This window comes from Pseudovibrio sp. W64 (assembly GCF_001623145.1).
In the GTDB taxonomy this organism is placed as follows: Bacteria; Pseudomonadota; Alphaproteobacteria; order Rhizobiales; family Stappiaceae; genus Pseudovibrio.
The window spans coordinates 87,816-110,018 of the sequence record NZ_LMCI01000031.1; the positions used below are offsets into that span (position 1 = coordinate 87,816).

Sequence of the window (22,203 nt, forward strand, 5' to 3'; positions counted from 1 at the left end):
GACTTAGCCCAAAGAGCTGATTTTGCACCGCACAATATTCTGTATACTCCCCTCTGAATTTCAATATCGGCTCGGGAGGGAGCTAGCCAGATGAAAACCTATCGTTCCTATTATAAGCCTCTGGCCATTGGTGCCCCAACACCGTTTGCTGAGCCGCCTGTCGCACTGGAGCGCATGATCCACTTCGTGCCCCCGCATATCGAAAAAATGCGTGCAAAGATCCCGCAGATGATCTCTCAAGTGGACGTAATTCTCGGCAATCTGGAAGATGCGATCCCAGCCGACGAAAAGCTCAATGCCCGCGAAGGCTTCATCCAGATGGCCAATGACAATGACTTTGGCACCACAAAGCTCTGGACGCGTATCAACTCGTTGGAAAGCCCATGGATTCTAGATGATATTACCGAAATCGTGACCCGCTGCGGTGACAAGCTTGATGTGATTATGCTGCCAAAAGTGAACGGCCCATGGGACATTCACTATCTGGATCAGCTGCTCGCTCAACTGGAAGCTAAGGCAGGTGTGAAAAAGCCGATCCAGATCCACGCCATTTTGGAAACGGCTGAAGGCGTCAACAACGTAGAAGCCATCGCCACAGCCAGCCCGCGCATGCATGGCATAAGCCTCGGCCCAGCAGATCTCGCGGCCTCCCGCGGTATGAAGACAACTCGCGTTGGCGGTGGCCATCCTGACTATCAGGTGCTCGCAGATGCCGACGGCGACGCACCGCGTACACGCTACCAGCAAGACTTATGGCACTACACTGTAGCCAAAATGGTAGATGCATGCCTTGCTGCAGGCATTAAACCCTTCTACGGACCTTTCGGAGATTTCAGCGACCCAGCCGCATGTGAAGCCCAGTTCCGCAACTCATTCCTCATGGGCTGTCTTGGAACCTGGACATTGCACCCAAGCCAGATTGGCATTGCAAAATCAGTCTTCTCACCAGAGCCAGATGAAGTGAAATTTGCTCGCAGGATTCTGGAAGCAATGCCGGATGGAACCGGTGCAGTCATGTTGGACGGGAAAATGCAGGATGACGCGACCTGGAAACAGGCGAAGGTGATCTGTGATCTGGCTGATCTGGTCATCTCAAAAGACCCGGATTTGGCAGAATCTTTCCAATAATCAATCCTGAAGAGTGGTCGGCGCCACTCTTCAACCATGCGGATGTGCATATCAATGAAATGTGAGGAGCTATTCATCCCCAAACGTCACATTTTGATCGGTTTGTGCTGCCTCTCGCCTCTTTGCTGCGCTATATAGCTTGACAATAAGCGCATGGCATGACCTTTAAGGCGCCCTGACAAGATACAGTATCTTCGAAAGCTTGGTGGATTATGGAGACAATTAGAACCGCGAAATTCAGAATTGGACAGGTCGTACGTCACCGCCTGTACCCGTTCCGTGGCATAGTCTTCGACGTTGATCCCACATTCGACAATACAGAAGAGTGGTGGGAGTCAATTCCCGAAGATGCACGCCCAAGCAAGGACCAGCCTTTTTATCACCTTCTCGCTGAAAACGCTGAGAGTGAATACATTGCTTATGTCTCGGAGCAGAATCTGGAAAAAGACGACAGTGGTGAACCTGTGAGACACCCGCAGGTCGATGAGTTTTTTGATGAGACCACCGATGGAGACTACATCGTCAAGGATGTGGAAATTCATTAAAGACGGCTCCTGAATTCTCTTCATGGAAATCGCATCTTTTCAAAGTCATCAGATCAATAAAAAACCCGAAGGAAAATTCCTTCGGGTTTTTTAATTCTTAAAGCGAAAACCAAATTACTGGTTTGCTTGACGTTGCTGCTCAATCAGCTTCTGACGAGCGGCTTCAGCACGTTTCTGAAGTTCAGACTGCAGGCGCTCCTGCTTTGCCTGGAGTTCTTCAGGCTTAATAGCTTCACCATCATAAATACGGGTGAACCCTTTCAAAGTAAGGTCGAATGGACGTGCCTTACCCTGCTGGTTCAACGTAGTAATGATCAGCTTGCCACCTTTTTTCAGGCCACCGATGAAGGTGTCATCAATAACCATCTCGGCAATACAAGCGTTTGGAAAACAAATTGTATATTTAGCTTCAGACTGTTTGCCACCATCAACCTGTACACGAAGACCAGGCTGAATTAGCATTCCTGGAGGAACAGCAAGATGCAGCAGCTTGCGGCTTTCGCCGGTCACTTCACGCACAACAGCTTGAGCTAGAAACTGGCCTGTGTCCGTGCGCAGTTCTTGTGTGATAAGGCAAAATTCTTTCTTGGATTTAGGATCAGTGTTACAAACTTTCACCCAAGCATCGTCTGCCTGTGCATTCTGTGCAACACTGGTGCCTGCAAAGCCAACAGCGGCCATTGCTGCAATAATCCCACCAGTCAGAACGCCCTTAAAATTAACGGCCATCCCAAATTTCCTCAAAGTTTGATCCGGTGCAAAACGATGCCTCCGGCAATTACGCAGCAACCATTTTTTAAGTTCAACAGTGTTTTGACTGCTTGTTCGGCGCCAAGCATACTCAGAACAGAGCTGAAAAAAAGGCAACGCTTCTGTTAAATGCTACTTATGTACTCTTTAAACGCCTCGGAACCATTTTTCCACCTATAGATTGGGGTGGTTACTGTCCTTTTCCAAAGCCTCGTAGGCTGAAATTTCCTCAGAATCGTATTATTGCTAGTTTCTGCGGACGCCCTAGGAGAAATTCTAATGACTAAATTCCGATCCTATGTGAATGGAATAAACAATTTTACGAAAGGGCTTGTTGTCATTTCCGGTATGGCAACATTAGCTTGTTCAACTGCACTGGCTCAGGATACCGTTCCTTGGAGCCATGGCATTGCAATGCATGGGAAACCTGCGCTGCCAGCAGATTATACTCACCTGCCCTATGCAAACCCGGAAGCTCCTAAAGGCGGTCGTCTTTCTCTCGGCGTTCAAGGTACATTTGATAGTCTCAATTCCTTTGCCCTCAAAGGGGCATGGACATCCGCACGCGGCATGAAGGAACGTCAGATGGGCTCCTTCATTCTGGAGAGCCTCCTTCTTCGCACCAATGACGAAGCATTCACATTATATGCACACCTTGCTGAAGCTGTGCGCATGCCGGACGAGCGAAACTGGATCGAATTTCGCCTGAACCCTGCAGCAAAATTCTCAAACGGTGACCCGTTAACCGTTGAAGATATTATCTTTTCTCTTGAAACCATCCGCGATCATGGCCGCCCGCCTTATGCGCGTTGGTATGGTAAAGTTGTCAAGTTCGAAAAGACGGGGGCACATTCCGTAAAACTGCATTTTAAAGATGGCAGCGACCGCGAGCTTCCACTGCTCATTGCTCTGGCCCCTATTTTCAACAGCCGCACAACTGATCCCGAAACGTTCGGCAACACCACGCTGACACCGCCAATCGGAACCGGCCCTTACACTTTATCTGAAATCGACCCCGGTAGACGCACCACCTACACACGCCGCGACGATTATTGGGCAAAAGATCTGCCACAGAAAATCGGCTTCGATAACTTCAATGAAGTGACCGTTGATTATTTCCGCGATTATAACGCCTTGCAGGAAGCATTCCGCAAAGGTGACACAGAAGCGCTCATTTATGGCAATCCAAGCCTTTGGGAGAATGCGGGTGACTTTCCTGCATTTGAAGAAGGCAAGGTTGTCAAAGACGTATTTGAACGTGGCACGCCACCGAGCATGACCGGCATTGCGTTCAACACCCGTCACCCCCAGTTCTCTGACAAACGCGTCCGCCAAGCTCTTGGCATGCTGCTGGACTTCCAATGGATCAACAGAACCCTCTTCAACGGACTGTACAAACGTACAGACGGATATTGGGACAACTCTGAACTGTCCTCCATTGGGCGCCCGGCGAACGAGTTGGAAAAGAATCTTCTTGAACCATACCCGAATGTGGTCACAGACGAGGTTCTGGCAGGAACATGGCGTCCATCCGAGGCTGATGGGTCAGGACGTGACCGAAAGGTACTACGCGACGCACTGAGCCTCTTCAAACAGGCTGGCTACAAACTTGATCAAGGCAAACTGATCAACGCAAAATCCGGCGAGCAGCTCAGCTTTGAAATTCTTGTTCGCGTTCAGGACGAAGAGAAAGTCGCGCTTGCATTGCAGCGCACAGCCAAACTTCTGGGTATCGAAATCTCAGTAAGAACCGTCGACGCCGCCCAGTTCGAAGAACGCCGCGCATCTTTTGGGTTTGATGCCCTCTTCAACACTTGGTTTGCTTCCCTTTCTCCCGGCGGTGAGCAATATGCACGCTGGTCATCGCAGGCAGCAGACACCAAGAGCTCCAGAAACATCGTTGGCGCAAAAGAACCTGTAATCGATGCATTGATCGATGCCATGGTCGCGGCCCGTACCCGTGAGGAGTTTGTAGCCGCAGTCCGCGCATTTGACCGTGTTCTGATCTCGGGCTTTTACGCAATTCCACTCTATCACGCCCCTGCTGAGTGGGTTGCACGATGGACAACCGTTGAGCATCCAGCCAAATCACCGCTTTACGGCATGCAGTTCGACAATTGGTGGGATGCACCTAAAGAGTAGATAAACACATAAAAATTAGGCTGCGTTCTTGATGAAGGCAGCCTACTCAACAAAAGTGTCTATTAACCAATTTGTCGAATCTCTAATTTCTCAGTCGCTTAGCGGACTTACCTTAAATGATACTGTCAAATACCGATGCCATTGCAAACCACAGCACAACTGGAGTTTGGGGCAATATCACTCTTGATATGCTGTTCCGGCGTGCTGCGCAAAAACATCCAAACCGCTTGGCATTGGTCGATGCACCCGACAGAGAAACATGGACCGGCGGCAAGCCACGCCACCTGACCTATGCCGAAGCAGAGCAGGAAATCAGCAGAATTGCTGGCTTCTTCGCAGCTGTAGGGATGGAACCCGACCACATTTTGGGCCTCCAATCTCCCAATACAGTCGATAATGTTCTTTGCATTCTTGGAGCACTGCGCGCTGGCCTGATTGTTTCCCCCTTCCCGCTGCACTGGCGCCACTCTGAGATTTTACGCGCACTCAGCACAGTAGATGCCAAAGCACTGATCACAGCAGATCGCGTTGAAACCCGCATGCTCGGCGAAGAAGCGCGCGACGCTGCCGCTGACTTTTTCTCTCTGCGTTTCGTTTTTGGCCTCGGCAGCGACATTCCCGACGGCCTCATCGATATGGCACCCATGCTGGCTGAAAGTGGGGATTCCTTCCCGGAGCCGGTGGTAGAACGGGACGGCGCACCTGCCAATCATGTTGCCACACTCACCTGGGTTCACTCTGGATCTGAAATCAGCCCAATCCCACGCAGCCATAACCACTGGGTCTCCACAGGCCTCATGCCGTTTCTTGAGACAAGACTAGAGCCTGGTGCACGGATTTTGCTGCCGTATATTTTGTGCGGAATTACCGGAATTGGCGCCGGTTTGGTCCCGTGGCTACTGAGCGAAGGGACGCTGCATCTCCACCATCCACATGCTTTATCCACATTAACGGATCACGCACGCTCCATTGAGGCAAATTATATTTTGACCCCCGGACCGCTTGCTTCTCACATCGATGGGGCCTTGGAAGGCTGGAAAACAAACACCGTTGCCACATGGGCAATCACCTCTCCAACGCCTGCCAAATACAAAGCCAAAGGCATCGTAACAGACCTCCATGTGTTGGATGAATATGCACTGGTGGCACATTTGCGAGGAACCTCTGAGGAGCCTGTCCCGCTCATTCCGGGCAACCAGTTTGCCCCAAGCACATCCACCCACGGCCCGTGCCTTATTAATATTGATCCCGTTGAAATAAATGAGGAATATTCACAGGAAGTTTCGACAACAGCGCCCGGATACCACCTCAAACTCAAGGGTGCGATGGTCCCGGATGCAGATTGGCCGACCAACGAATCTCATCTGACATTCTTCAGCAACGAGCAAAATGAGCATGGGCTGATTACTCAAATCCCTGTTGGCGTACATGACGTTACTGGAGCAATTCATGGCTTTGGAACGCCCGGTCAAAAAGCGCCCGGTTTGCTGGAGCTGGAACGCCTCGACGAAATATACAGTGAATTCTCGGGGGTAAAAGAAGCGGCTGCTTTTCTGGTAGAAGATGAATTAATGGGTGCACGCCTTATGGTCGCGGTGGTACCGTCAGAAGGTCTTCTCGTTGATGTGGAAGCCTTTTACGCCTACCTCGACGCATCACGCGTCAGCCTGACAATGATGCCACATAGAATTCTGTCACTCCGCGCATTACCAATGACAGAAGATGGCACTGTAGACCGACAGAAATTGACCAGACGCTCCCAGCCAAAATCGGTGGAAGCGGTTGCCTGAGAGGATGAATGGCCGATCATAGCCAACCATTAGAGACTGAAACGCACGATTCCAGTTGGGGCAAAATCCTGTTGATCGCACCGGTGCAAAATCATGTCTTTGATATGTTGGAGCCTTTGACCGTGCTATCCGATCGTCTGGTCGCAGTTCGAACCAGCGCGCAGCTCATCGACGAGCTACAGGGTGCAAACGTTCTTCCCATATGCATTCTTTTGCCCTGGCAGGAAGATAATCCTCCTGAGCTTGATGAACTCACGCAAACCATTAGGCAATTCCGAAAAGGCCCCGGTGTCGAAGTTCCGCTTCTTATTATTACAAGTGGCAGTGCGCCTGTTCCGCTGGATTTAAAACCAAGCGCAAGTGTGAGTGATGCAATACCACCAGATGTACTGCTGCCACGCATTGCCGGTTTGAGACGTCTTGCCAACAGAGCTGAGGAAGCGCGCCTGCGCCGTGGCCTATTTGGCCCATTGCCAGAGTATAAGATCGAATTCGGCCCGCTAAAATCTGCGGGACTACTCGTTGCTGGGTTTGGCAAGCACTTTGGACGCACACAAGCTCTGTTGGATATGCCTGTAGAAATCGTCAGCGGTTTTTCCTCCGATATGACAGAGGATTATCTGACAGCGCGCCGATTTGAAGCAGTCTTGATCGACATGCCCGCATGGCAAGCTTGCGAAGAGATTGAGCGCCTGCGAGCTGATCCGCGCTATTTCAACCTGCCCATACTTGCACATAGCGTTGACGAAGAATCCGCACACCTCCTCTATTCAGCAGGTGCAACTGATGTCCTGCTCGGTGAGGTCTCAGATAAAGCGCTCACGGGTCATATCATTAGCGCCTTGCGCGCGGGCAGACGCCAGCGTTTGACCGATGCAATCCTGACTGTTTCCAGCCAATGGCTTGCACGTCAGGATAATGATGATTTCCTTTCCGAGCAAAAATATCTCAACTACCTGAAACTTCTAGAAGAATCTACAAAACGGCGTGGTGAGTCCATCTACGAACTCAATCTTCTTGAACTCATAGAACGTTTCACTGGCAGCAATCCTCAAGCATTTGCACAGCATCAAATGTACTGGAGCGGAACTGTCCTTTCCATAGCAATGGCCGTTTGCCGTGATGAAGACTTCGTTGCTAACATTGAAGGCCGTGGACCTGTTGCCGTTCTACGCAGCAAAAAAGGCATGGAACAGCTCTCCAACCGCGTGCTCGTCATGGTACGCACCACAGGCTTGGGCAACGGATAAGCTCTTCCACCTCCTCACGAAACTGTGAGAGTTTTCATGGGAAACTATCGGATATTCCTGATAGATTGTAGAGCTAACGCGACAAACCCATAACTGAGAATACTGATGTCTACTACTGCCCCGATTGTCATTGATGTTATCTCCGATGTCATGTGCCCATGGTGCTTCATCGGCAAACGCCGACTGGAGAAAGCCTTAATGATGCTGCCGGACAGCACCGTAAAAGTTCAATGGCACCCCTACCAACTTGATGCGACCCTCCCAAAAGAAGGCAAGGATCGCAAAAATTATCTGGAAGACAAGTTTGGCGGAGCTGAACGGGCAAAAGAGATCTACGCTCAGGTAAGCAATGCCGGTGCAGCAGAAGAAATTGACTTCAAGTTCGAGGCAATCACGAAATCCCCCAACACAATCGACAGCCACCGGTTGATCCGCTGGGCCCGTTCTGAAGGCATGCAGGACGCGATAGTCGAAGAGCTGTTCAAGCTTTACTTCACAGAAGGCGCTGACCTGACCGATAAACAAGTCCTGACCAACGCCGCCGAACGCGCAGGCCTCAACAGCAAGCTCGTTTCTGATCTATTGAACACGGATCAGGACGTAAAAGAAGTTGAAGCAGATGTGGTCCGTGCTCATGAAATTGGCGTAACAGGCGTTCCCTTCTTCATCATAGATGGCCGCTTTGCAGTGGCAGGAGCAGAAAATCCCGAAACACTCGCAGCAGCAATCCGCCACGCCGAGGAAACAAAAACTGGCGATTAAAAGAAGTAGCCGCGTCTTTATGCGCTCAACGAACTTCTGAAGATAAATTCCAAGCGCAACAACAAAGCCACATATTCAACTGCTGGATTTCAATAGTGGCTCTGTTTTGCTTGCAGGTATAACCTTGCATGCATGAGCCTTAGGACTTTCATCGCGCTGCTACTAACTCCCATTGCCATTTGGCTTGCAAGTATTGCAGCGCTCTTCGTGATTAGTTCGAGCACTGACTGTTCATTTTCATCGAAAGGTATAATCTCCTGCATCATTTATGGGATTGATATTGGGCACTCTTTGTATGATCTCGGTCTGATGGCGGCATGGGGGTTCCTAGCCGTCCCGTATATGTGGGGTTATCTATTTGCAGGGTGGTTCATATTCAAAGTCGGAACCTTTTTGTACGGCATTTTCATCAGGATGTAGAAAGCAAAAAAGCCGGCCCAAATGGACCGGCTTTCTTAATTTCAAGCAAATGCTGAAGATCTTCTTATCCGCGCAGGATAGAACGACCAGCAAACACGCCCTGGAGGCCCAGTTCTTCTTCGATACGGATAAGCTGATTGTACTTAGCCATACGGTCAGAACGGGACAACGAACCAGTTTTGATCTGGCCACAGTTGAATGCAACTGCCAGGTCAGCAATGGTGTTGTCTTCGGTTTCACCTGAACGGTGAGACATGACAGAAGTGTAGCTTGCACGGTGCGCCATATCGACAGCTTCCATGGTCTCAGTCAGAGAACCGATCTGGTTCACTTTCACGAGGATGGAGTTTGCAGTGTCGTTTTTGATGCCGCGAGCAAGACGCTCGGAGTTGGTCACGAACAGATCGTCACCTACCAGCTGACACTTGTTGCCGATCGCTTGGGTCAAAGACTTCCAGCCATCCCAATCTTCTTCAGCCATACCGTCTTCGATGGAGAATACTGGGTACTTGCTCACCAGATCTTCAAGGTAGCGAACCATTTCATCAGAACCAAGGATCTTGCCTTCGCCCTTCAGGTTATACTTGCCATCCTTGTAGAACTCAGTGGAAGCTGCATCAAATGCAAGCATCACATCGTCACCAGGAGTGTAACCAGCTTTCTCAATAGCGTTCAGCACGAAACCGATCGCTTCATCAGTAGAACCGATACCAGGAGCAAAACCGCCTTCATCACCCACATTGGTGTTGTGGCCAGCAGCGGAAAGACCTTTTTTGAGCGTATGGAAGATTTCACAACCCATGCGAACAGATTCACGCAGAGAGCTTGCGCCCACTGGCATGATCATGAATTCCTGGAAATCGATTGGATTGTCAGCATGCTCACCACCGTTGATGATGTTCATCATCGGAACTGGCAGCGTGCGTGCACCAAAACCGCCCACATAGCGATAAAGTGGCATCGCAGCCGCTTCTGCAGCAGCTTTCGCAACAGCAAGAGAAACGCCCAAAATAGCGTTTGCACCAAGACGGCCTTTGTTTTCGGTACCATCAAGTTCGATCATAGCACGGTCAACTTTGATCTGGTCTTCAGCGTCCATACCGCCGACAGCATCAAAGATCTCACCGTTTACAGCTTCTACAGCGTCCTCAACACCCTTGCCAAGGTAACGCTCACCGCCATCGCGGCGTTCAACAGCTTCAAATGCGCCAGTGGAGGCGCCGGACGGAACTGCAGCCCGACCGAAGGAGCCGTCTTCCAAAAGCACATCAACTTCAACAGTTGGGTTGCCGCGGCTGTCAAGGATTTCGCGACCAATAATGTCGATGATAGCAGTCATCTAAGAGTACTCCAATGTACTTGTAGAGTGTGGAATTTTGGCTCTAAGAGCTTTTACCCGAGGTACTGCCCCCAAGGAAGAGAAGAGACCGTACCCTTCTGTAAATCCTTGGGAATAAACGAATGTATTTTGTCGCACCTCTACGTAAAAACGCAGTATTTTGTCACTTTCCTTAGGTGCCGTGAAATATCTAAAGCGTAAAACTTCCGTTTTTCGCGATCCGGTCAAACTCTTGCAGCCACAGCAGCAAGTCTTTGAGTCGGTTTAGAGGAATCATATTCGGACCATCAGATGACGTGGTGTTGTCAGGATCGTCGTGCGTCTCCACAAACAGACCTGCGATGCCAACGGCAACAGCAGCACGTGCCAGTGTTGCAACAAACTCGCGCTGTCCACCAGATGTGCCACCAAGGCCGCCAGGCTGCTGTACAGAGTGAGTTGCATCAAACACCACCGGAGCACCCATGTCCGCCATAATCGGCAGAGCGCGCATGTCTGAAACAAGTGTGTTGTAGCCAAATGTTGCGCCACGCTCGCACAGCATCACATTGGAGTTGCCACTCTCAACCACTTTGGTCATGACGTTTTTCATGTCCCAGGGCGCGAGAAACTGCCCCTTCTTCACATTCAGCGCTCTGCCGGTTTTAGCAGCAGCAACAAGAAGGTCAGTTTGGCGGCACAGATAAGCTGGAATCTGCAAAATATCGCATACTTCACTAACTGGCGCACAATGGTTTGGCTCATGCACATCGGTAATCACCGGCAAGCCGTAGGTTTCTTTGATTTCGGCAAAAACCTCCAGACCTTTGGCCATGCCCATACCGCGGCTGGCAGACAGACTAGTCCGGTTTGCCTTGTCGTAGCTCGCTTTAAAAACCAAACCTATATTCAGTTCTTCTGCAATTTCTTTGACAGCCTGAGCCATTTCCATGGCGTGTGCGCGGCTCTCCATCTGGCATGGTCCAGCAATAAGAGAAAACGGCTTATCATTTGAAAAGACAGCGTTTCCAACTGAAACTTCTGAATTTGGTTGAGACACGAAGAGATCTCCTTAAAGGCGTGAAAATAATCCAAAAGCTGATTAGGCGCTTTGGCTCCAAATTACAAGAGCAGGAACGATGCGATGCGTTCCACAGAGACCTTTGACATACGCAGATCTTACAGCCAGTCCTCCAAATCTGTGAACGCTAAAAAGCTTGAGGTTCATGGGATAACTGCAGTCATCACCTTGCTTGGTCCAATGCATTTCTAACAACAGCACGCACTGCATAGAATGCATCTCATCTGTGAGTAGATGAGTGCAACGCCTCAACTTGGATGGCTACCTTTTCACTAGCCAAAGCCTGTGGTTCAAAACACATTCTTTGATGAGCATATTGAAGCAACCGGCCAATTTATACGTTGCCACCCACACTGAGCTTAAATGAAACATAACAGCGCCAACACAAAAGCGAACCATCAGAAACTGTGTAGCCAAGCGAAATATCCACTAGGCTAAAACAGCGTCATCCAATAACCATAGACATCTCGGCAGTCTTCCCCATAAGAACAATCAAACTCTTCGCATCTGTTGTTAAGGTAACTCCATAACTCTTTGCTATTTTGTCTCGCTCTTTTTCATAGGTATCCTGAAACCGCTCAACTTGCTTTTGGAGCGCGGTCACCTGAGCAATCTTCTTCTCAGCGGCATCATAACCTTTGTTCGCAGTATCTAAATGCTGGCGAAGTTTTTGATACTTTTCAACGCCAATGAGCTTTTTCTTGTCTCCCCCAGCTTCAGCTTCCAAAGTTTTCATTCCCTTGGTGATTTGCTCCACCAAATTATGTGCCTTGATATAGTCGTCCTGCGCTTTCGCAAGAGATTTGAGGGCTTTCTGACCTGTTTCAATATCAGCAGAAATTTTCTTTAGCTTCGGTTCATCTTCGACGAGTTTCATATAGGCCTTTTCGACAGCCGCTTTATCATTCGTCAACTTGCCGTATTTAGCGACATCTTTAGCCGGGAGTTTATGTTTCTTTTCCATTTCTTTCTGGAAAGCAGACACACCACTCAAGAACTCTTTGACATTCTTATATTTTTTGAGAGCCTTTGGCATTTATTCCTCCAACTGTTTTGCCATGACAGCACAAACGCAGCGAGAAACTACCTGATATCGACCCTGCGAAAAATTACGAGGTCTCACCTTGGTAAAAAAATCTTAGAGCAATTCGGAAAGATTGGCATAAACCATGCCTGATAAAACACTCACTTGAAACTGAAAAACCGGGAACTCTCGTCCCCGGCTTCAAATTCCAAAAACTTACTGGTGTTTTAGATGACCCAGGTATTGTCCGAGCCAATATAGCCATCTTTAAGCAAGCGGTCGACGATCTCATCAGCCAGAGCCTCAACAGTGCGCCCTGCAGTTTTCAGGTGCAATTCCGGAGCCTCAGGGGCTTCATAAGCACTATCTATCCCAGTAAAGTTGGAAATCTCACCTTTCCGGGCCTTGGCATAAAGTCCCTTAGGGTCACGTGTTTCACACTCTTCTAGAGTTGTATCGACAAAGATTTCAAAGAACTCGTCCGTATCCAGCAAATCACGAGCAAGCTGACGTTCAGCCTTAAATGGCGAGATAAAGGAAACCAGTGTGATCAACCCTGCGTCCACAAAGAGTCTCGATGTATCAGCAACTCGGCGGATGTTTTCAACGCGATCAGCATCGGTAAATCCAAGATCTTTATTCAGACCGTGGCGAACATTATCACCATCAAGCAAATATGTATGCCGTCCTAGGCTCAGGAGCTTCTGTTCCACCGCATTCGCGATGGTCGACTTCCCGGAACCTGAAAGCCCTGTAAACCAGAGAACTGCAGGCTTCTGCCCTTTAAGGCCGCCACGCGCTTTCTTGTTCACATCCAGGGCTTGACGATGAACATTAGTTGCCCGTCGCAATCCAAACCAGATCAGACCAGCAGCAACAGTCTCATTCGTCATTCTGTCGATGAGAATAAAGCTGCCAGTATCCCGGTTTGCTTCATACGGGTCGAACGCAATTGCTTCAGAAAGCGCCAAATTACAGAACGCGATTTCATTAAGAGCCAGCTGCTTTGCCGCATGATGATCAAACGTGTTCACATCTACCTTGTGTTTGATCTCAGTAACACTTGCCCCGATGGTTTTAGTACCACACTTCAAAAGGTATGGACGCCCCGGCAACATTGCATTTTCAGACATCCAGATCAGATGAGCGGCAAACTGGTCACTTACATCAGGTCGTGAGTGCGCTGGCGCCAGAACATCGCCACGAGAAATATCGATCTCATCAGCCAATGTCAGAGTAACCGATTGACCGTCATCAGCTCGCAGCTGATCACCATCCATGGTGACAATCTTTTCAACGCGACTGGTTTTGCCAGACTGGGCAACGACAACTTCATCACCCACATTAACAGATCCGCCACGAACAGTGCCGCTATATCCGCGAAAATCCAGATTTGGACGGTTCACCCACTGAACTGGAAAACGGAACGCTGCTTCACTGTGCTCTTCACCAAGTTCAACATTTTCAAGGTGTTCAAGCAAAGTCGGACCAGTAAACCAACTGAGTTTCTCGCTATTGGTGGTCACATTGTCACCAAAACGCGCTGAAAGCGGAATGACTTCGCTACTGTCAAAATCAAACCCAGATGAGAAGCTCTCAAAATCCGCCTTGATTTCTTCAAACCGCTTTTGGTCATAGTCAACGAGGTCAATCTTGTTGACCGCCAGAACCACATGACGCACGCCCAACAAAGACGCAATAAACGCATGGCGACGTGTCTGCGTTAGCAGTCCATTGCGCGCATCAACCAACAAAATTGCAAGATCTGCCGTTGACGCCCCGGTCGCCATGTTCCGCGTATACTGTTCATGCCCAGGTGTATCAGCAACAATAAACTTCCGTTTTTCAGTCGAGAAAAAGCGGTAAGCAACATCAATCGTGATCCCCTGCTCTCGCTCAGCTTCAAGGCCATCCACGAGCAACGCAAGATCAATTTCGTCTGCAACAGTTCCGTGCTTGCGGCTATCTTTCTCAAGCGCTGCCAGCTGATCCTCAAAAATCAGCTTGGTGTCGTAGAGCAAGCGACCAATAAGCGTGGACTTTCCATCATCGACACTGCCGCAAGTCAAAAACCGCAGGAAACTTTTGGACTCTTGTGAGTTGATATAGGTGGACAGATCAAATGCTTCTGCCACTGGCGCGATCTTGTTCATTTAGAAATACCCCTCACGCTTCTTCTTTTCCATTGAGCCGGAGCTGTCATGATCAATCAGGCGACCACTACGTTCAGAAGTCCGGGCAATGAGCATCTCACTCACAATATCTTCAAGAGTATCAGCTGTGGATTCCACAGCCCCTGTCAGCGGATAACATCCAAGAGTTCTGAAACGAACATCCCGTTGCTCAACTTTCTCACCTGGTTCCAGACGAAAGCGATCATCATCCAACATCAACAAAGTGCCATCCCGCTCAACCACGGGTCGCTTGGCAGAGAAGTAGAGAGGTACAATTTCGATGCCTTCAGCCAGAATGTACTGCCAGATGTCCAGCTCAGTCCAATTGGAGAGCGGGAATGCGCGAATAGATTCACCTTTGGCAATCCGACCGTTATAAAGTGACCACAGTTCCGGGCGCTGGTTCTTAGGATCCCAACCATGGCTCGCAGAACGGAACGAAAAAACGCGTTCTTTCGCGCGCGATTTTTCTTCATCACGCCGCGCACCACCGAAAGCTGCATCAAACTTGTATTGCGTAAGCGCTTCTTTCAGCGCTTGCGTTTTCATGATGTGCGTATAATTGGAGCTGCCGTGATCAAATGGATTGATGTTGTTTTTGACGCCCTCTTCGTTCGTGTGAACGATCAGATCCAGTCCATACTTATCTACCGTGTAATCACGGAAAGTAATCATCTCCTGAAACTTCCACGTAGTATCCACGTGCAGTAGAGGAAATGGGGGCTTGGAAGGATAGAAGGCTTTAAGAGCAAGGTGCAGCATCACCGCGCTGTCTTTACCAATGGAATAAAGCATCACAGGGTTGTCAAACTCTGCCGCTACCTCGCGAATAATATGAATGCTCTCGTTTTCTAGTCGTCGCAAATGCGACTGGCTATCAATGCCCATCACGGTCTCCAAAGGACGTGTCGTTAAGTCTTGATCCAGAGTTTAACGGTTGAGCATTGATGCGCCGAAGCTTACCAACCCGACCTTAAGCCATAATGGGAAATAATTTTTTCGTCTGCGACCGCAAGGAAGCAAGGATTTGCGAAAGGCTTGCCTTGAGGCGTTTCCAGCTTGCCATATTCAAGTGGCTCTCCGCCTTCCACTATAACGCTTCCCCCAGCTGCACACAGAATTGCCTGTCCAGCAGCTGTGTCCCACTCCATCGTTGGCCCCATGCGTGGATAGAAATCTGCCTTTCCCTCCGCAAGACGACAAAATTTCAAAGAAGAACCCGCGGCTATAATTGAAGAGTTCTCTAGCTTTGAAATGAGGGTATTGGTTTTCTCACAGCGATGCGAACGACTTGCCAGAACTAACAGTTCCTCAGAAACCGCCTTACAACTCATTTGAGATTCATCACCCCACTCAAGACCTTTTGCATCAGCACGAAAGGCACCTTTGTTATCTTCTCCCCAAAATAACTCACCAGTTGCAGGGGCATAAATAACTCCTTTTGTCGGTTTGCCGTTCTCAATCAAAGCAATATTGACAGTGAACTCTCCGTTCCTGTTGATGAATTCCTTCGTGCCATCAAGTGGGTCAACAAGAATGAAAAAAGAACCAGTTTCAGGCATGACCCCGGCCTCCATAGATTCTTCAGCGATGACTGGTACATGAGGACACAAAACAGCTAGATGTTTCAGAATTATCTCCTCCGCCAGCTGATCAGCAACCGTGACCGGTGACCCGTCTCCCTTTTTTTTAGACTGAACGTCCTCTCCATAAATCCCCAGAATTCGTTGTCCGGCTTCCAATGCCGCAAGTTTAAAACCTTCAATCACAATTATACCTCTGATTGCATCTTGTTCATTCGGAAGTAACTTTTAGAACAGCATGTTCTGGAGAAACAAGAGAGCTTCACAATTTCGCGATAATTGACTGCGAATGAACATCTCTAAAGAATGAGTAATTCAAATTTCGGGCAATCGAAGCATTATGTCCTAGGACAAATTCATTTGGTACCATTGACGAGCCTAATTCGCTGCAGATAAGTGCTAAGAAAATGACTGTTTCGATCTCCTTGACCTAAGGAATTCAAATATATGACACGTGCGATACGAAAAGCTGTTCTCCCGGTTGCAGGTCTGGGCACCCGCTTCCTTCCTGCAACAAAAGCCGTTCCAAAAGAAATGCTGACCATTCTGGATCGGCCTATCATCCAATACGTGGTTGATGAAGCTCGCGCTGCCGGGATTGAGCACATCGTATTTGTAACAGGCAGAAACAAGCAGGTGATCGAAGATCACTTCGATATTGCTTACGAGCTGGAAGAAACTCTGCGTCGCAGAAACAAAGACCATGCGTTGGAACTTCTTGAAAAGATCCGCCCTTCCGCAGGTACAACCAGTTTTACCCGTCAGCAGGAACCTCTCGGCCTGGGGCATGCGATCTGGTGTGCACGCGACATCATCGGCAATGAACCTTTCGCTATTCTGCTGCCAGACATGTTGATGAAAGCACCGAAAGGCTGCCTCTCACAAATGGTAGAGGCCTATGAGAACCATGGCGGCAACATCATCTCAGTTGAGGAAGTGCCGTGGGATCAAACACACAAATACGGCATTGTCGAGCGGGATGCTCCACGCGCTGACGACACGTTCTCCATCACTGGTATGGTTGAAAAGCCAGCAGAAGGGACTGCACCATCTAATCTCTACATCAATGGCCGTTATATCCTGCAGCCAGAGATTTTCGGACTTCTCGAAAACCAGAGCACCGGTGCCGGTGGTGAAATCCAGCTCACCGATGCCATGCTCACACTGATGGGCCGGCAGGACTTCCACGGCGTCGAATTCCGTGGAGAAACATACGACTGTGGTTCTCGCTCAGGGTTCTTGTCGGCAAATGTCGCTTATGCATTGGATGATTCGGAGCTGGCTGCTCAGCTACGCCCAATGTTGGATAAGCTTCTTGTAAAAACCAGCTGAGTATCGGGAAACGTGAAATGGAAAAAGTACTTGTAACAGGCACTGCCGGCTTTATCGGCAACGCTGTAGCCCTCCGTCTGTTACAAGATGGCTATCATGTCATCGGCCTGGATTGTGTCACAGACTACTATGATGTGACGCTGAAGGAAGAGCGATTGAAACGCCTCACATCCTCTAACCATTTCACAGAGGAACGGATCAGGCTTGAAGATGCAGAGGCTGTTATGCGCATTTTCAAGCAACATGCACCCTCAAAGGTCATTCACCTCGCAGCTCAGGCAGGCGTGCGCTACTCGCTGGAAAGTCCTCAGTCTTACGTCGATGCAAACGTCACTGGCTTTCTATCTATACTGGAAGGCGCTCGCGCGCATGATGTAAAGCATCTGGTCTATGCTTCCACCAGCTCAGTCTACGGGCTAGATGAAACAATGCCGTTGTCGACACATCGCGGCGGCAATCATCCGGTTTCATTTTATGCTGCAACCAAAAAAGCCAACGAGGCCATGGCCCATTCCTACGCCCACCTCTTTGACATCCCTTGCACAGGCCTACGGTTCTTCACCGTTTACGGTCCTTGGGGACGTCCGGATATGGCTTTGTTCAAATTCACCAAGGCCATATTAGAGGGTAAACCTGTCCCGCTGTTCAACCACGGCAATATGATCCGTGATTTCACATACGTGGATGATATTGTGGAAGGTATTGTGCGGGTTTCCAACCTCCCCCCAAAACGTACGGATAATTGGGATGGAAAAGCAGCTGATCCGGCGACCTCCAGCGCACCGTATCAGGTCTTCAACATCGGCAACAGCGATCCGGTTCAGCTGATGGACTATCTTGCCGCTATCGAAGACGCGCTGGGCATGACCGCAAAGAAAGAGTTCTTACCATTCCAGCCTGGAGACGTTGCAGCCACCTTTGCTGATGTTACAGATCTGATTGAGACAACGGGCTTCAAACCGCAAACCTCCGTAAAGGCAGGGGTTGCAAACTTCGTCAAATGGTATCGGGATTACTACAATGTGTAGGACATCCCAAGGTGCCATTTTATGGAAGAAATCGTCTCAGTTGTCGGGCTTGGCTATGTAGGCTTGCCTGTTGCTTGTGCGTTGGCGCATGCAGGTATCAAAACCATTGGTTACGACATAGATCGTCACCGGGTCCAAGAGCTTCTCGAGGGAAATGACAGAACTGCATCTGTCAGCAAGACGGCTCTTTCTTCCAAAAACCTAACGCTCACGTATTCCGCGCCTGATATCAGACAGGCGCGGATCCACATCGTTGCAGTTCCCACTCCAATAAACATCTCCAAACGCCCTGATCTCGGCCCAATCAAAAAAGCCTCAAAAATCGTTGGGGCCTTCATGAAGCCCAACGACATCGTAGTGTTCGAATCTACAGTTTATCCCGGCGCCACCGAAGAGATCGCAATCCCCCTTTTGCAACGAGAGTCCGGCTTGCGATTTCAGAAGGATTTCCAGATTGGATACTCACCCGAGCGGATCAATCCCGGCGACAAAAAACACACACTTTCCAACCTGCTCAAAATCGTTGCAGCCAGTTCAGAAGATGCACTTGAAACACTGGCGGAGCTTTATGGAAAGATCGTCAAAGCAGGTGTTTACAAAGCCTCATCCATCAAAGTCGCAGAGGCGGCCAAGGTCATTGAGAATACACAGCGTGACTTGAACATAGCCCTCATGAATGAGCTCTCCATGCTATTCCATGCCATGGATATCGATACACGCGATGTTCTGGAAGGAGCTTCAACCAAATGGAACTTCCTGCCATTTCATCCCGGTTTGGTCGGCGGACACTGTATCGGCGTTGACCCTTACTACCTGACAGATAAAGCACACCAGCTTGGTTTCTCCCCTCAGGTCATCCTTGCAGGACGAGGAACCAATGAAAGTATGAGCAAGTTCATTGCAACAGAAGTCATTCAAGGCTGCGTAAAACTTGCACGCCCCATGCCACCTCGCATTGCCATTTTAGGCATCACATACAAGGCAGACGTGCCTGACACGCGAAATTCCAAAGTAATCGACCTGATTAGAGAGTTGGAACGCTTCGGTGCCCATATCTTCGCTGTCGACCCTTTAGCCGATCCGGAACACACGAAAGAGCACTTTGGCGTCGAACTCTACCAGGAAACTCCACCGGGTGACTGTGATGCAGTTATTCTGGCAGTTCCCCATCATGCATTCTTCGAAAACGAAGAACCTTGGCATGTGATGGAGCGGTACTTAAGTGCAGAAAAAGTCTTTGTAGCCGATCTTCATGGTCTTTTGGAAAGGGAGAAGACACCAGAGCATGTGCTTCTATGGCGCCTATAGAAAAGGCTTGGGCATTCTCACACCCAAGCCTTCGTAGTTTTTATACTTGCTGAACCTTATGACCAAACATAAGGTTCCATGTCGCCACGCGCCCAGTCGTCTTTGGTCTGCTGGCGGAATTCTTCAAACCGACCTTCATCAATCGCATCACGGATGCCCTGCATCAGGTACTGGTAGTAAGCAAGGTTGTTCCAGGTCAACAGCATCGCAGCCAGACCTTCATTCACACGCACCAGATGGTGTAGGTAAGCGCGGGAGTATTTGGAAGTTGCTTCACAATTGGATTGCTCATCCAACGGGCGCGGGTCTTCAGAATGGCGCGCATTCTTCAGGTTTACCTTACCAAATCGGGTATAGGCCAATCCATGACGGCCAGCACGGGTTGGCATCACACAGTCAAACTGATCAATACCACGCGCGACACTTTCCAGAATATCTTCTGGTGTGCCAACACCCATCAGATAACGCGGCTTGTCCTTTGGCATTGCTGGCGTCGTGATCTCCAGCATCTTCAGCATGACAATCTGAGGCTCACCAACGGCCAGACCACCAACGGAATAACCTTCCATCGGAAGCTCACCAAGCCGCTGAGCAGATTCAACGCGCAGATCCGGCACATCCCCGCCCTGAACAATACCGTAAAGGCCCTGCCCTTTTTCTGGGCCGCCCATCTTCTCAAACTGAGCACGGGAGCGTTCAGCCCAACGCAAAGACAATTGCATGGCGCGCTCAACTTCATCCCGCTCAGCTGGAAGAGCAATACACTCATCAAGCTGCATCTGGATATCTGAACCAAGCAGGCCCTGAATTTCAACAGAACGCTCTGGGCTCATGAAATGCTTTGACCCATCATGATGAGACGAGAAGGTTACGCCTTCTTCTGTCATCTTGCGAAGACCAGACAGAGACATCACCTGAAACCCACCAGAATCGGTCAAAATGGTGTGGTCCCATCCCATAAACTTGTGCAGGCCACCAAGTTTGGCAATCCGTTCAGCAGTCGGGCGCAGCATCAAATGGTATGTGTTACCGAGAACAACATCCGCCCCCAGATCACGCACCTGCTGCGGATACATAGTCTTTACAGTCGCCTGTGTACCAACCGGCATAAACGCAGGTGTACGAACCTTGCCGTGTGGCGTTATGATTTCACCGCGGCGCGCCATGCCATCTGTTTTCAGCAGCTTGAAGGAAAACGGCTTGGTGCTCTGCTGTGTTTCACGAGATGTTTCGGTCATTTGGAAGCCTTCTTGAACAGCAGCGAGCTGTCTCCATAACTGTAAAAACGATAGCCAGTGCTGATCGCATGCTCATAAGCAGCGCGCATTTCGTCCATACCACTCAGCGCACTCACAAGCATAAACAGCGTTGAGCGCGGTAAATGGAAGTTGGTCATCAGCGCATCAATAGCTTTGAACTGATAGCCCGGCGTAATAAAAATATCGGTGCTCTGAGAAATCGGGTTAATCACGCCATCTTCAGAAACTGAGCTCTCAAGAATGCGCAGTGAAGTTGTACCAACAGAAACAATCTTGTTGCCACGGGCACGAACAGCATTGAGCGCTGCAGCTGTCTCACCGCTTATCTCGCCATATTCGAAGTGCATTTTATGGTCTTCAGTCTTGTCGGCCTTGACTGGCAAAAACGTGCCAGCGCCCACATGAAGCGTCACAAAGTGCTTCTCAACACCGCGCTCTTCAAGGGCAGCAAACAATTGATCTGTAAAATGCAAGCCAGCAGTGGGTGCAGCAACAGCACCTTCATATTTTGCGTAGATGGTTTGATAATCTTTGCGATCCTGATCGTCTTCTGCACGTTTGGCTGCAATGTATGGCGGCAGCGGAATGTGTCCCACCTGTGCAATCGCAGCATCCAACTCACCGGCAGAACGGTCAAACTCAAACAGAATGTCACCAGCCTCAGACTTCTCAGTCACAACAGCAGAAAGCTCTGCAGTATCTTTACTTTCCTCATCAAAAGCAAAACGAACAGTATCGCCAACTTTCAGTTTCTTAGCTGGACGAACAAAGGCACGCCATTCCTTCGCGCTGGCACGCTGGTGCAATGTCACACCAACTTTTGCCGTAACACCATCACGCGAGCGGAAGCCAAGTAGCTGTGCCGGAATAACTTTTGTATCATTAAAGACGAGCGCATCACCCGGCTCTAAAAGGTCAGGCAGAGACAGCACCTGATCATCTGTCAGCAGTTGCTCACCATCAGGGCGCACCACCAACATCCGTGAACTATCACGCGGAACTGCCGGGCGGAGCGCAATGTTTTCCGATGGCAGATCAAAATCAAAATCATCAACCAGCATAGGGTATCCAGTTTTACAAAACAGCAAATCAGCGCCGCACAGTATGTGGTCGCCATCTCCGTGCTGTCTTATTGGAATTATTGCCAAATCCGTTTGTATTCTGCAGGCCTTGCTGTCACCTGTCCCGCAGTCAAACGATTGAAGCCAGAGGGAGATACCCCCTGACGCGATTTAGGTCAACCTGTTTAGAAGAGCGCTGCGTCCATTTGCATGGCCCCAACAAAAAGGCCCGGCAAAATGCCGAGCCT

At 49.6% G+C, this 22,203-nt stretch carries 18 protein-coding genes; 9 read left to right on the forward strand and 9 right to left on the reverse strand.

The window, feature by feature from the left end:
- Positions 1-90 precede the first annotated feature (90 nt).
- Positions 91-1,128, forward strand: coding sequence for an HpcH/HpaI aldolase/citrate lyase family protein (locus tag PsW64_RS13800; protein ID WP_063303986.1), 1,038 nt, complete (start codon positions 91-93; stop codon positions 1,126-1,128).
- A 212-nt stretch (positions 1,129-1,340) separates the two neighbouring features.
- Complete coding sequence (gene hspQ / locus PsW64_RS13805; protein WP_153042376.1) at positions 1,341-1,673, forward strand: heat shock protein HspQ; 333 nt, start codon at positions 1,341-1,343, stop codon at positions 1,671-1,673.
- A 114-nt stretch (positions 1,674-1,787) separates the two neighbouring features.
- On the opposite strand, the gene PsW64_RS13810 is transcribed toward hspQ, so the two are convergent.
- Positions 1,788-2,402, reverse strand: a complete 615-nt coding sequence (locus PsW64_RS13810; protein ID WP_057466286.1) for an invasion associated locus B family protein — start codon at positions 2,400-2,402, stop codon at positions 1,788-1,790.
- A 300-nt stretch (positions 2,403-2,702) separates the two neighbouring features.
- Here PsW64_RS13810 and PsW64_RS13815 point away from each other — a divergent pair, with 300 nt between their 5' ends.
- The 4 genes from PsW64_RS13815 (at position 2,703) to PsW64_RS13830 (ending at position 8,367) form a co-directional block, all read left to right on the forward strand.
- Positions 2,703-4,565 carry an extracellular solute-binding protein gene (locus PsW64_RS13815; RefSeq protein WP_063303988.1) on the forward strand — a complete coding sequence of 621 codons (1,863 nt, stop codon included), beginning with the start codon at positions 2,703-2,705 and terminating at the stop codon, positions 4,563-4,565.
- A 116-nt stretch (positions 4,566-4,681) separates the two neighbouring features.
- Positions 4,682-6,355, forward strand: coding sequence for a class I adenylate-forming enzyme family protein (locus PsW64_RS13820; RefSeq protein WP_063303989.1), 1,674 nt, complete (start codon positions 4,682-4,684; stop codon positions 6,353-6,355).
- Positions 6,356-6,363: 8 nt separating this feature from the next.
- Positions 6,364-7,605 (forward strand): hypothetical protein, encoded by a 1,242-nt coding sequence (locus PsW64_RS13825; RefSeq protein WP_063303990.1) that lies wholly within the window; start codon positions 6,364-6,366, stop codon positions 7,603-7,605.
- A gap of 105 nt (positions 7,606-7,710) precedes the next feature.
- Positions 7,711-8,367 carry a DsbA family oxidoreductase gene (locus tag PsW64_RS13830; protein ID WP_063303991.1) on the forward strand — a complete coding sequence of 219 codons (657 nt, stop codon included), beginning with the start codon at positions 7,711-7,713 and terminating at the stop codon, positions 8,365-8,367.
- A 484-nt stretch (positions 8,368-8,851) separates the two neighbouring features.
- Here PsW64_RS13830 and eno read toward each other — a convergent pair whose 3' ends face one another.
- The 6 genes from eno to cysQ all read right to left on the reverse strand — a co-directional run bounded on the left by eno (position 8,852) and on the right by cysQ (position 16,153).
- Complete coding sequence (gene eno / locus PsW64_RS13840; protein ID WP_057466281.1) at positions 8,852-10,126, reverse strand: phosphopyruvate hydratase; 1,275 nt, start codon at positions 10,124-10,126, stop codon at positions 8,852-8,854.
- Between the two features lie 190 nt (positions 10,127-10,316).
- On the reverse strand, positions 10,317-11,165 hold the full coding sequence (gene kdsA / locus PsW64_RS13845; RefSeq protein WP_057466280.1) for a 3-deoxy-8-phosphooctulonate synthase: 849 nt from the start codon (positions 11,163-11,165) through the stop codon (positions 10,317-10,319).
- 466 nt (positions 11,166-11,631) lie between these two features.
- Positions 11,632-12,222 carry a hypothetical protein gene (locus tag PsW64_RS13850; RefSeq protein WP_063303993.1) on the reverse strand — a complete coding sequence of 197 codons (591 nt, stop codon included), beginning with the start codon at positions 12,220-12,222 and terminating at the stop codon, positions 11,632-11,634.
- A 215-nt stretch (positions 12,223-12,437) separates the two neighbouring features.
- Complete coding sequence (cysN, locus tag PsW64_RS13855; protein ID WP_063303994.1) at positions 12,438-14,363, reverse strand: sulfate adenylyltransferase subunit CysN; 1,926 nt, start codon at positions 14,361-14,363, stop codon at positions 12,438-12,440.
- Positions 14,364-15,272, reverse strand: coding sequence for a sulfate adenylyltransferase subunit CysD (gene cysD / locus PsW64_RS13860; protein ID WP_063303995.1), 909 nt, complete (start codon positions 15,270-15,272; stop codon positions 14,364-14,366). It lies immediately after the preceding gene.
- A 71-nt stretch (positions 15,273-15,343) separates the two neighbouring features.
- Complete coding sequence (gene cysQ / locus PsW64_RS13865) at positions 15,344-16,153, reverse strand: 3'(2'),5'-bisphosphate nucleotidase CysQ (RefSeq protein ID WP_063303996.1); 810 nt, start codon at positions 16,151-16,153, stop codon at positions 15,344-15,346.
- Between the two features lie 261 nt (positions 16,154-16,414).
- Here cysQ and galU point away from each other — a divergent pair, with 261 nt between their 5' ends.
- The 3 genes from galU to PsW64_RS13880 are packed head-to-tail and all read left to right on the forward strand — an operon-like array spanning position 16,415 to position 19,635.
- Positions 16,415-17,299: a UTP--glucose-1-phosphate uridylyltransferase GalU gene (gene galU, locus PsW64_RS13870; RefSeq protein WP_063303997.1), complete on the forward strand. Its 885-nt coding sequence runs from the start codon at positions 16,415-16,417 to the stop codon at positions 17,297-17,299.
- A gap of 17 nt (positions 17,300-17,316) precedes the next feature.
- Positions 17,317-18,327, forward strand: a complete 1,011-nt coding sequence (locus PsW64_RS13875; protein WP_063303998.1) for an NAD-dependent epimerase — start codon at positions 17,317-17,319, stop codon at positions 18,325-18,327.
- A 21-nt stretch (positions 18,328-18,348) separates the two neighbouring features.
- Entirely contained in the window at positions 18,349-19,635 is a 1,287-nt protein-coding gene (locus PsW64_RS13880; protein ID WP_063303999.1) for a nucleotide sugar dehydrogenase, read from the forward strand.
- A 56-nt stretch (positions 19,636-19,691) separates the two neighbouring features.
- On the opposite strand, the gene tgt is transcribed toward PsW64_RS13880, so the two are convergent.
- A complete protein-coding gene (gene tgt / locus PsW64_RS13885) occupies positions 19,692-20,873 on the reverse strand; it encodes a tRNA guanosine(34) transglycosylase Tgt (RefSeq protein ID WP_063304000.1) in 1,182 nt (393 codons plus the stop codon).
- On the reverse strand, positions 20,870-21,955 hold the full coding sequence (queA, locus tag PsW64_RS13890; protein ID WP_063304001.1) for a tRNA preQ1(34) S-adenosylmethionine ribosyltransferase-isomerase QueA: 1,086 nt from the start codon (positions 21,953-21,955) through the stop codon (positions 20,870-20,872). Before queA ends, tgt begins: the two co-directional genes overlap by 4 nt.
- Positions 21,956-22,203 lie beyond the last annotated feature (248 nt).

Coding starts and splice junctions, on each gene's coding strand:
- PsW64_RS13800 (WP_063303986.1), top strand. CDS start 91: ATGAAAACCTATCGTTCCTATTATAAGCCTCTGGCCATTGGTGCCCCA.
- hspQ (WP_153042376.1), top strand. CDS start 1,341: ATGGAGACAATTAGAACCGCGAAATTCAGAATTGGACAGGTCGTACGT.
- PsW64_RS13810 (WP_057466286.1), bottom strand. CDS start 2,402: ATGGCCGTTAATTTTAAGGGCGTTCTGACTGGTGGGATTATTGCAGCA.
- PsW64_RS13815 (WP_063303988.1), top strand. CDS start 2,703: ATGACTAAATTCCGATCCTATGTGAATGGAATAAACAATTTTACGAAA.
- PsW64_RS13820 (WP_063303989.1), top strand. CDS start 4,682: ATGATACTGTCAAATACCGATGCCATTGCAAACCACAGCACAACTGGA.
- PsW64_RS13825 (WP_063303990.1), top strand. CDS start 6,364: ATGGCCGATCATAGCCAACCATTAGAGACTGAAACGCACGATTCCAGT.
- PsW64_RS13830 (WP_063303991.1), top strand. CDS start 7,711: ATGTCTACTACTGCCCCGATTGTCATTGATGTTATCTCCGATGTCATG.
- eno (WP_057466281.1), bottom strand. CDS start 10,126: ATGACTGCTATCATCGACATTATTGGTCGCGAAATCCTTGACAGCCGC.
- PsW64_RS13850 (WP_063303993.1), bottom strand. CDS start 12,222: ATGCCAAAGGCTCTCAAAAAATATAAGAATGTCAAAGAGTTCTTGAGT.
- cysN (WP_063303994.1), bottom strand. CDS start 14,363: ATGAACAAGATCGCGCCAGTGGCAGAAGCATTTGATCTGTCCACCTAT.
- cysD (WP_063303995.1), bottom strand. CDS start 15,272: ATGGGCATTGATAGCCAGTCGCATTTGCGACGACTAGAAAACGAGAGC.
- galU (WP_063303997.1), top strand. CDS start 16,415: ATGACACGTGCGATACGAAAAGCTGTTCTCCCGGTTGCAGGTCTGGGC.
- PsW64_RS13875 (WP_063303998.1), top strand. CDS start 17,317: ATGGAAAAAGTACTTGTAACAGGCACTGCCGGCTTTATCGGCAACGCT.
- PsW64_RS13880 (WP_063303999.1), top strand. CDS start 18,349: ATGGAAGAAATCGTCTCAGTTGTCGGGCTTGGCTATGTAGGCTTGCCT.
- tgt (WP_063304000.1), bottom strand. CDS start 20,873: ATGACCGAAACATCTCGTGAAACACAGCAGAGCACCAAGCCGTTTTCC.
- queA (WP_063304001.1), bottom strand. CDS start 21,955: ATGCTGGTTGATGATTTTGATTTTGATCTGCCATCGGAAAACATTGCG.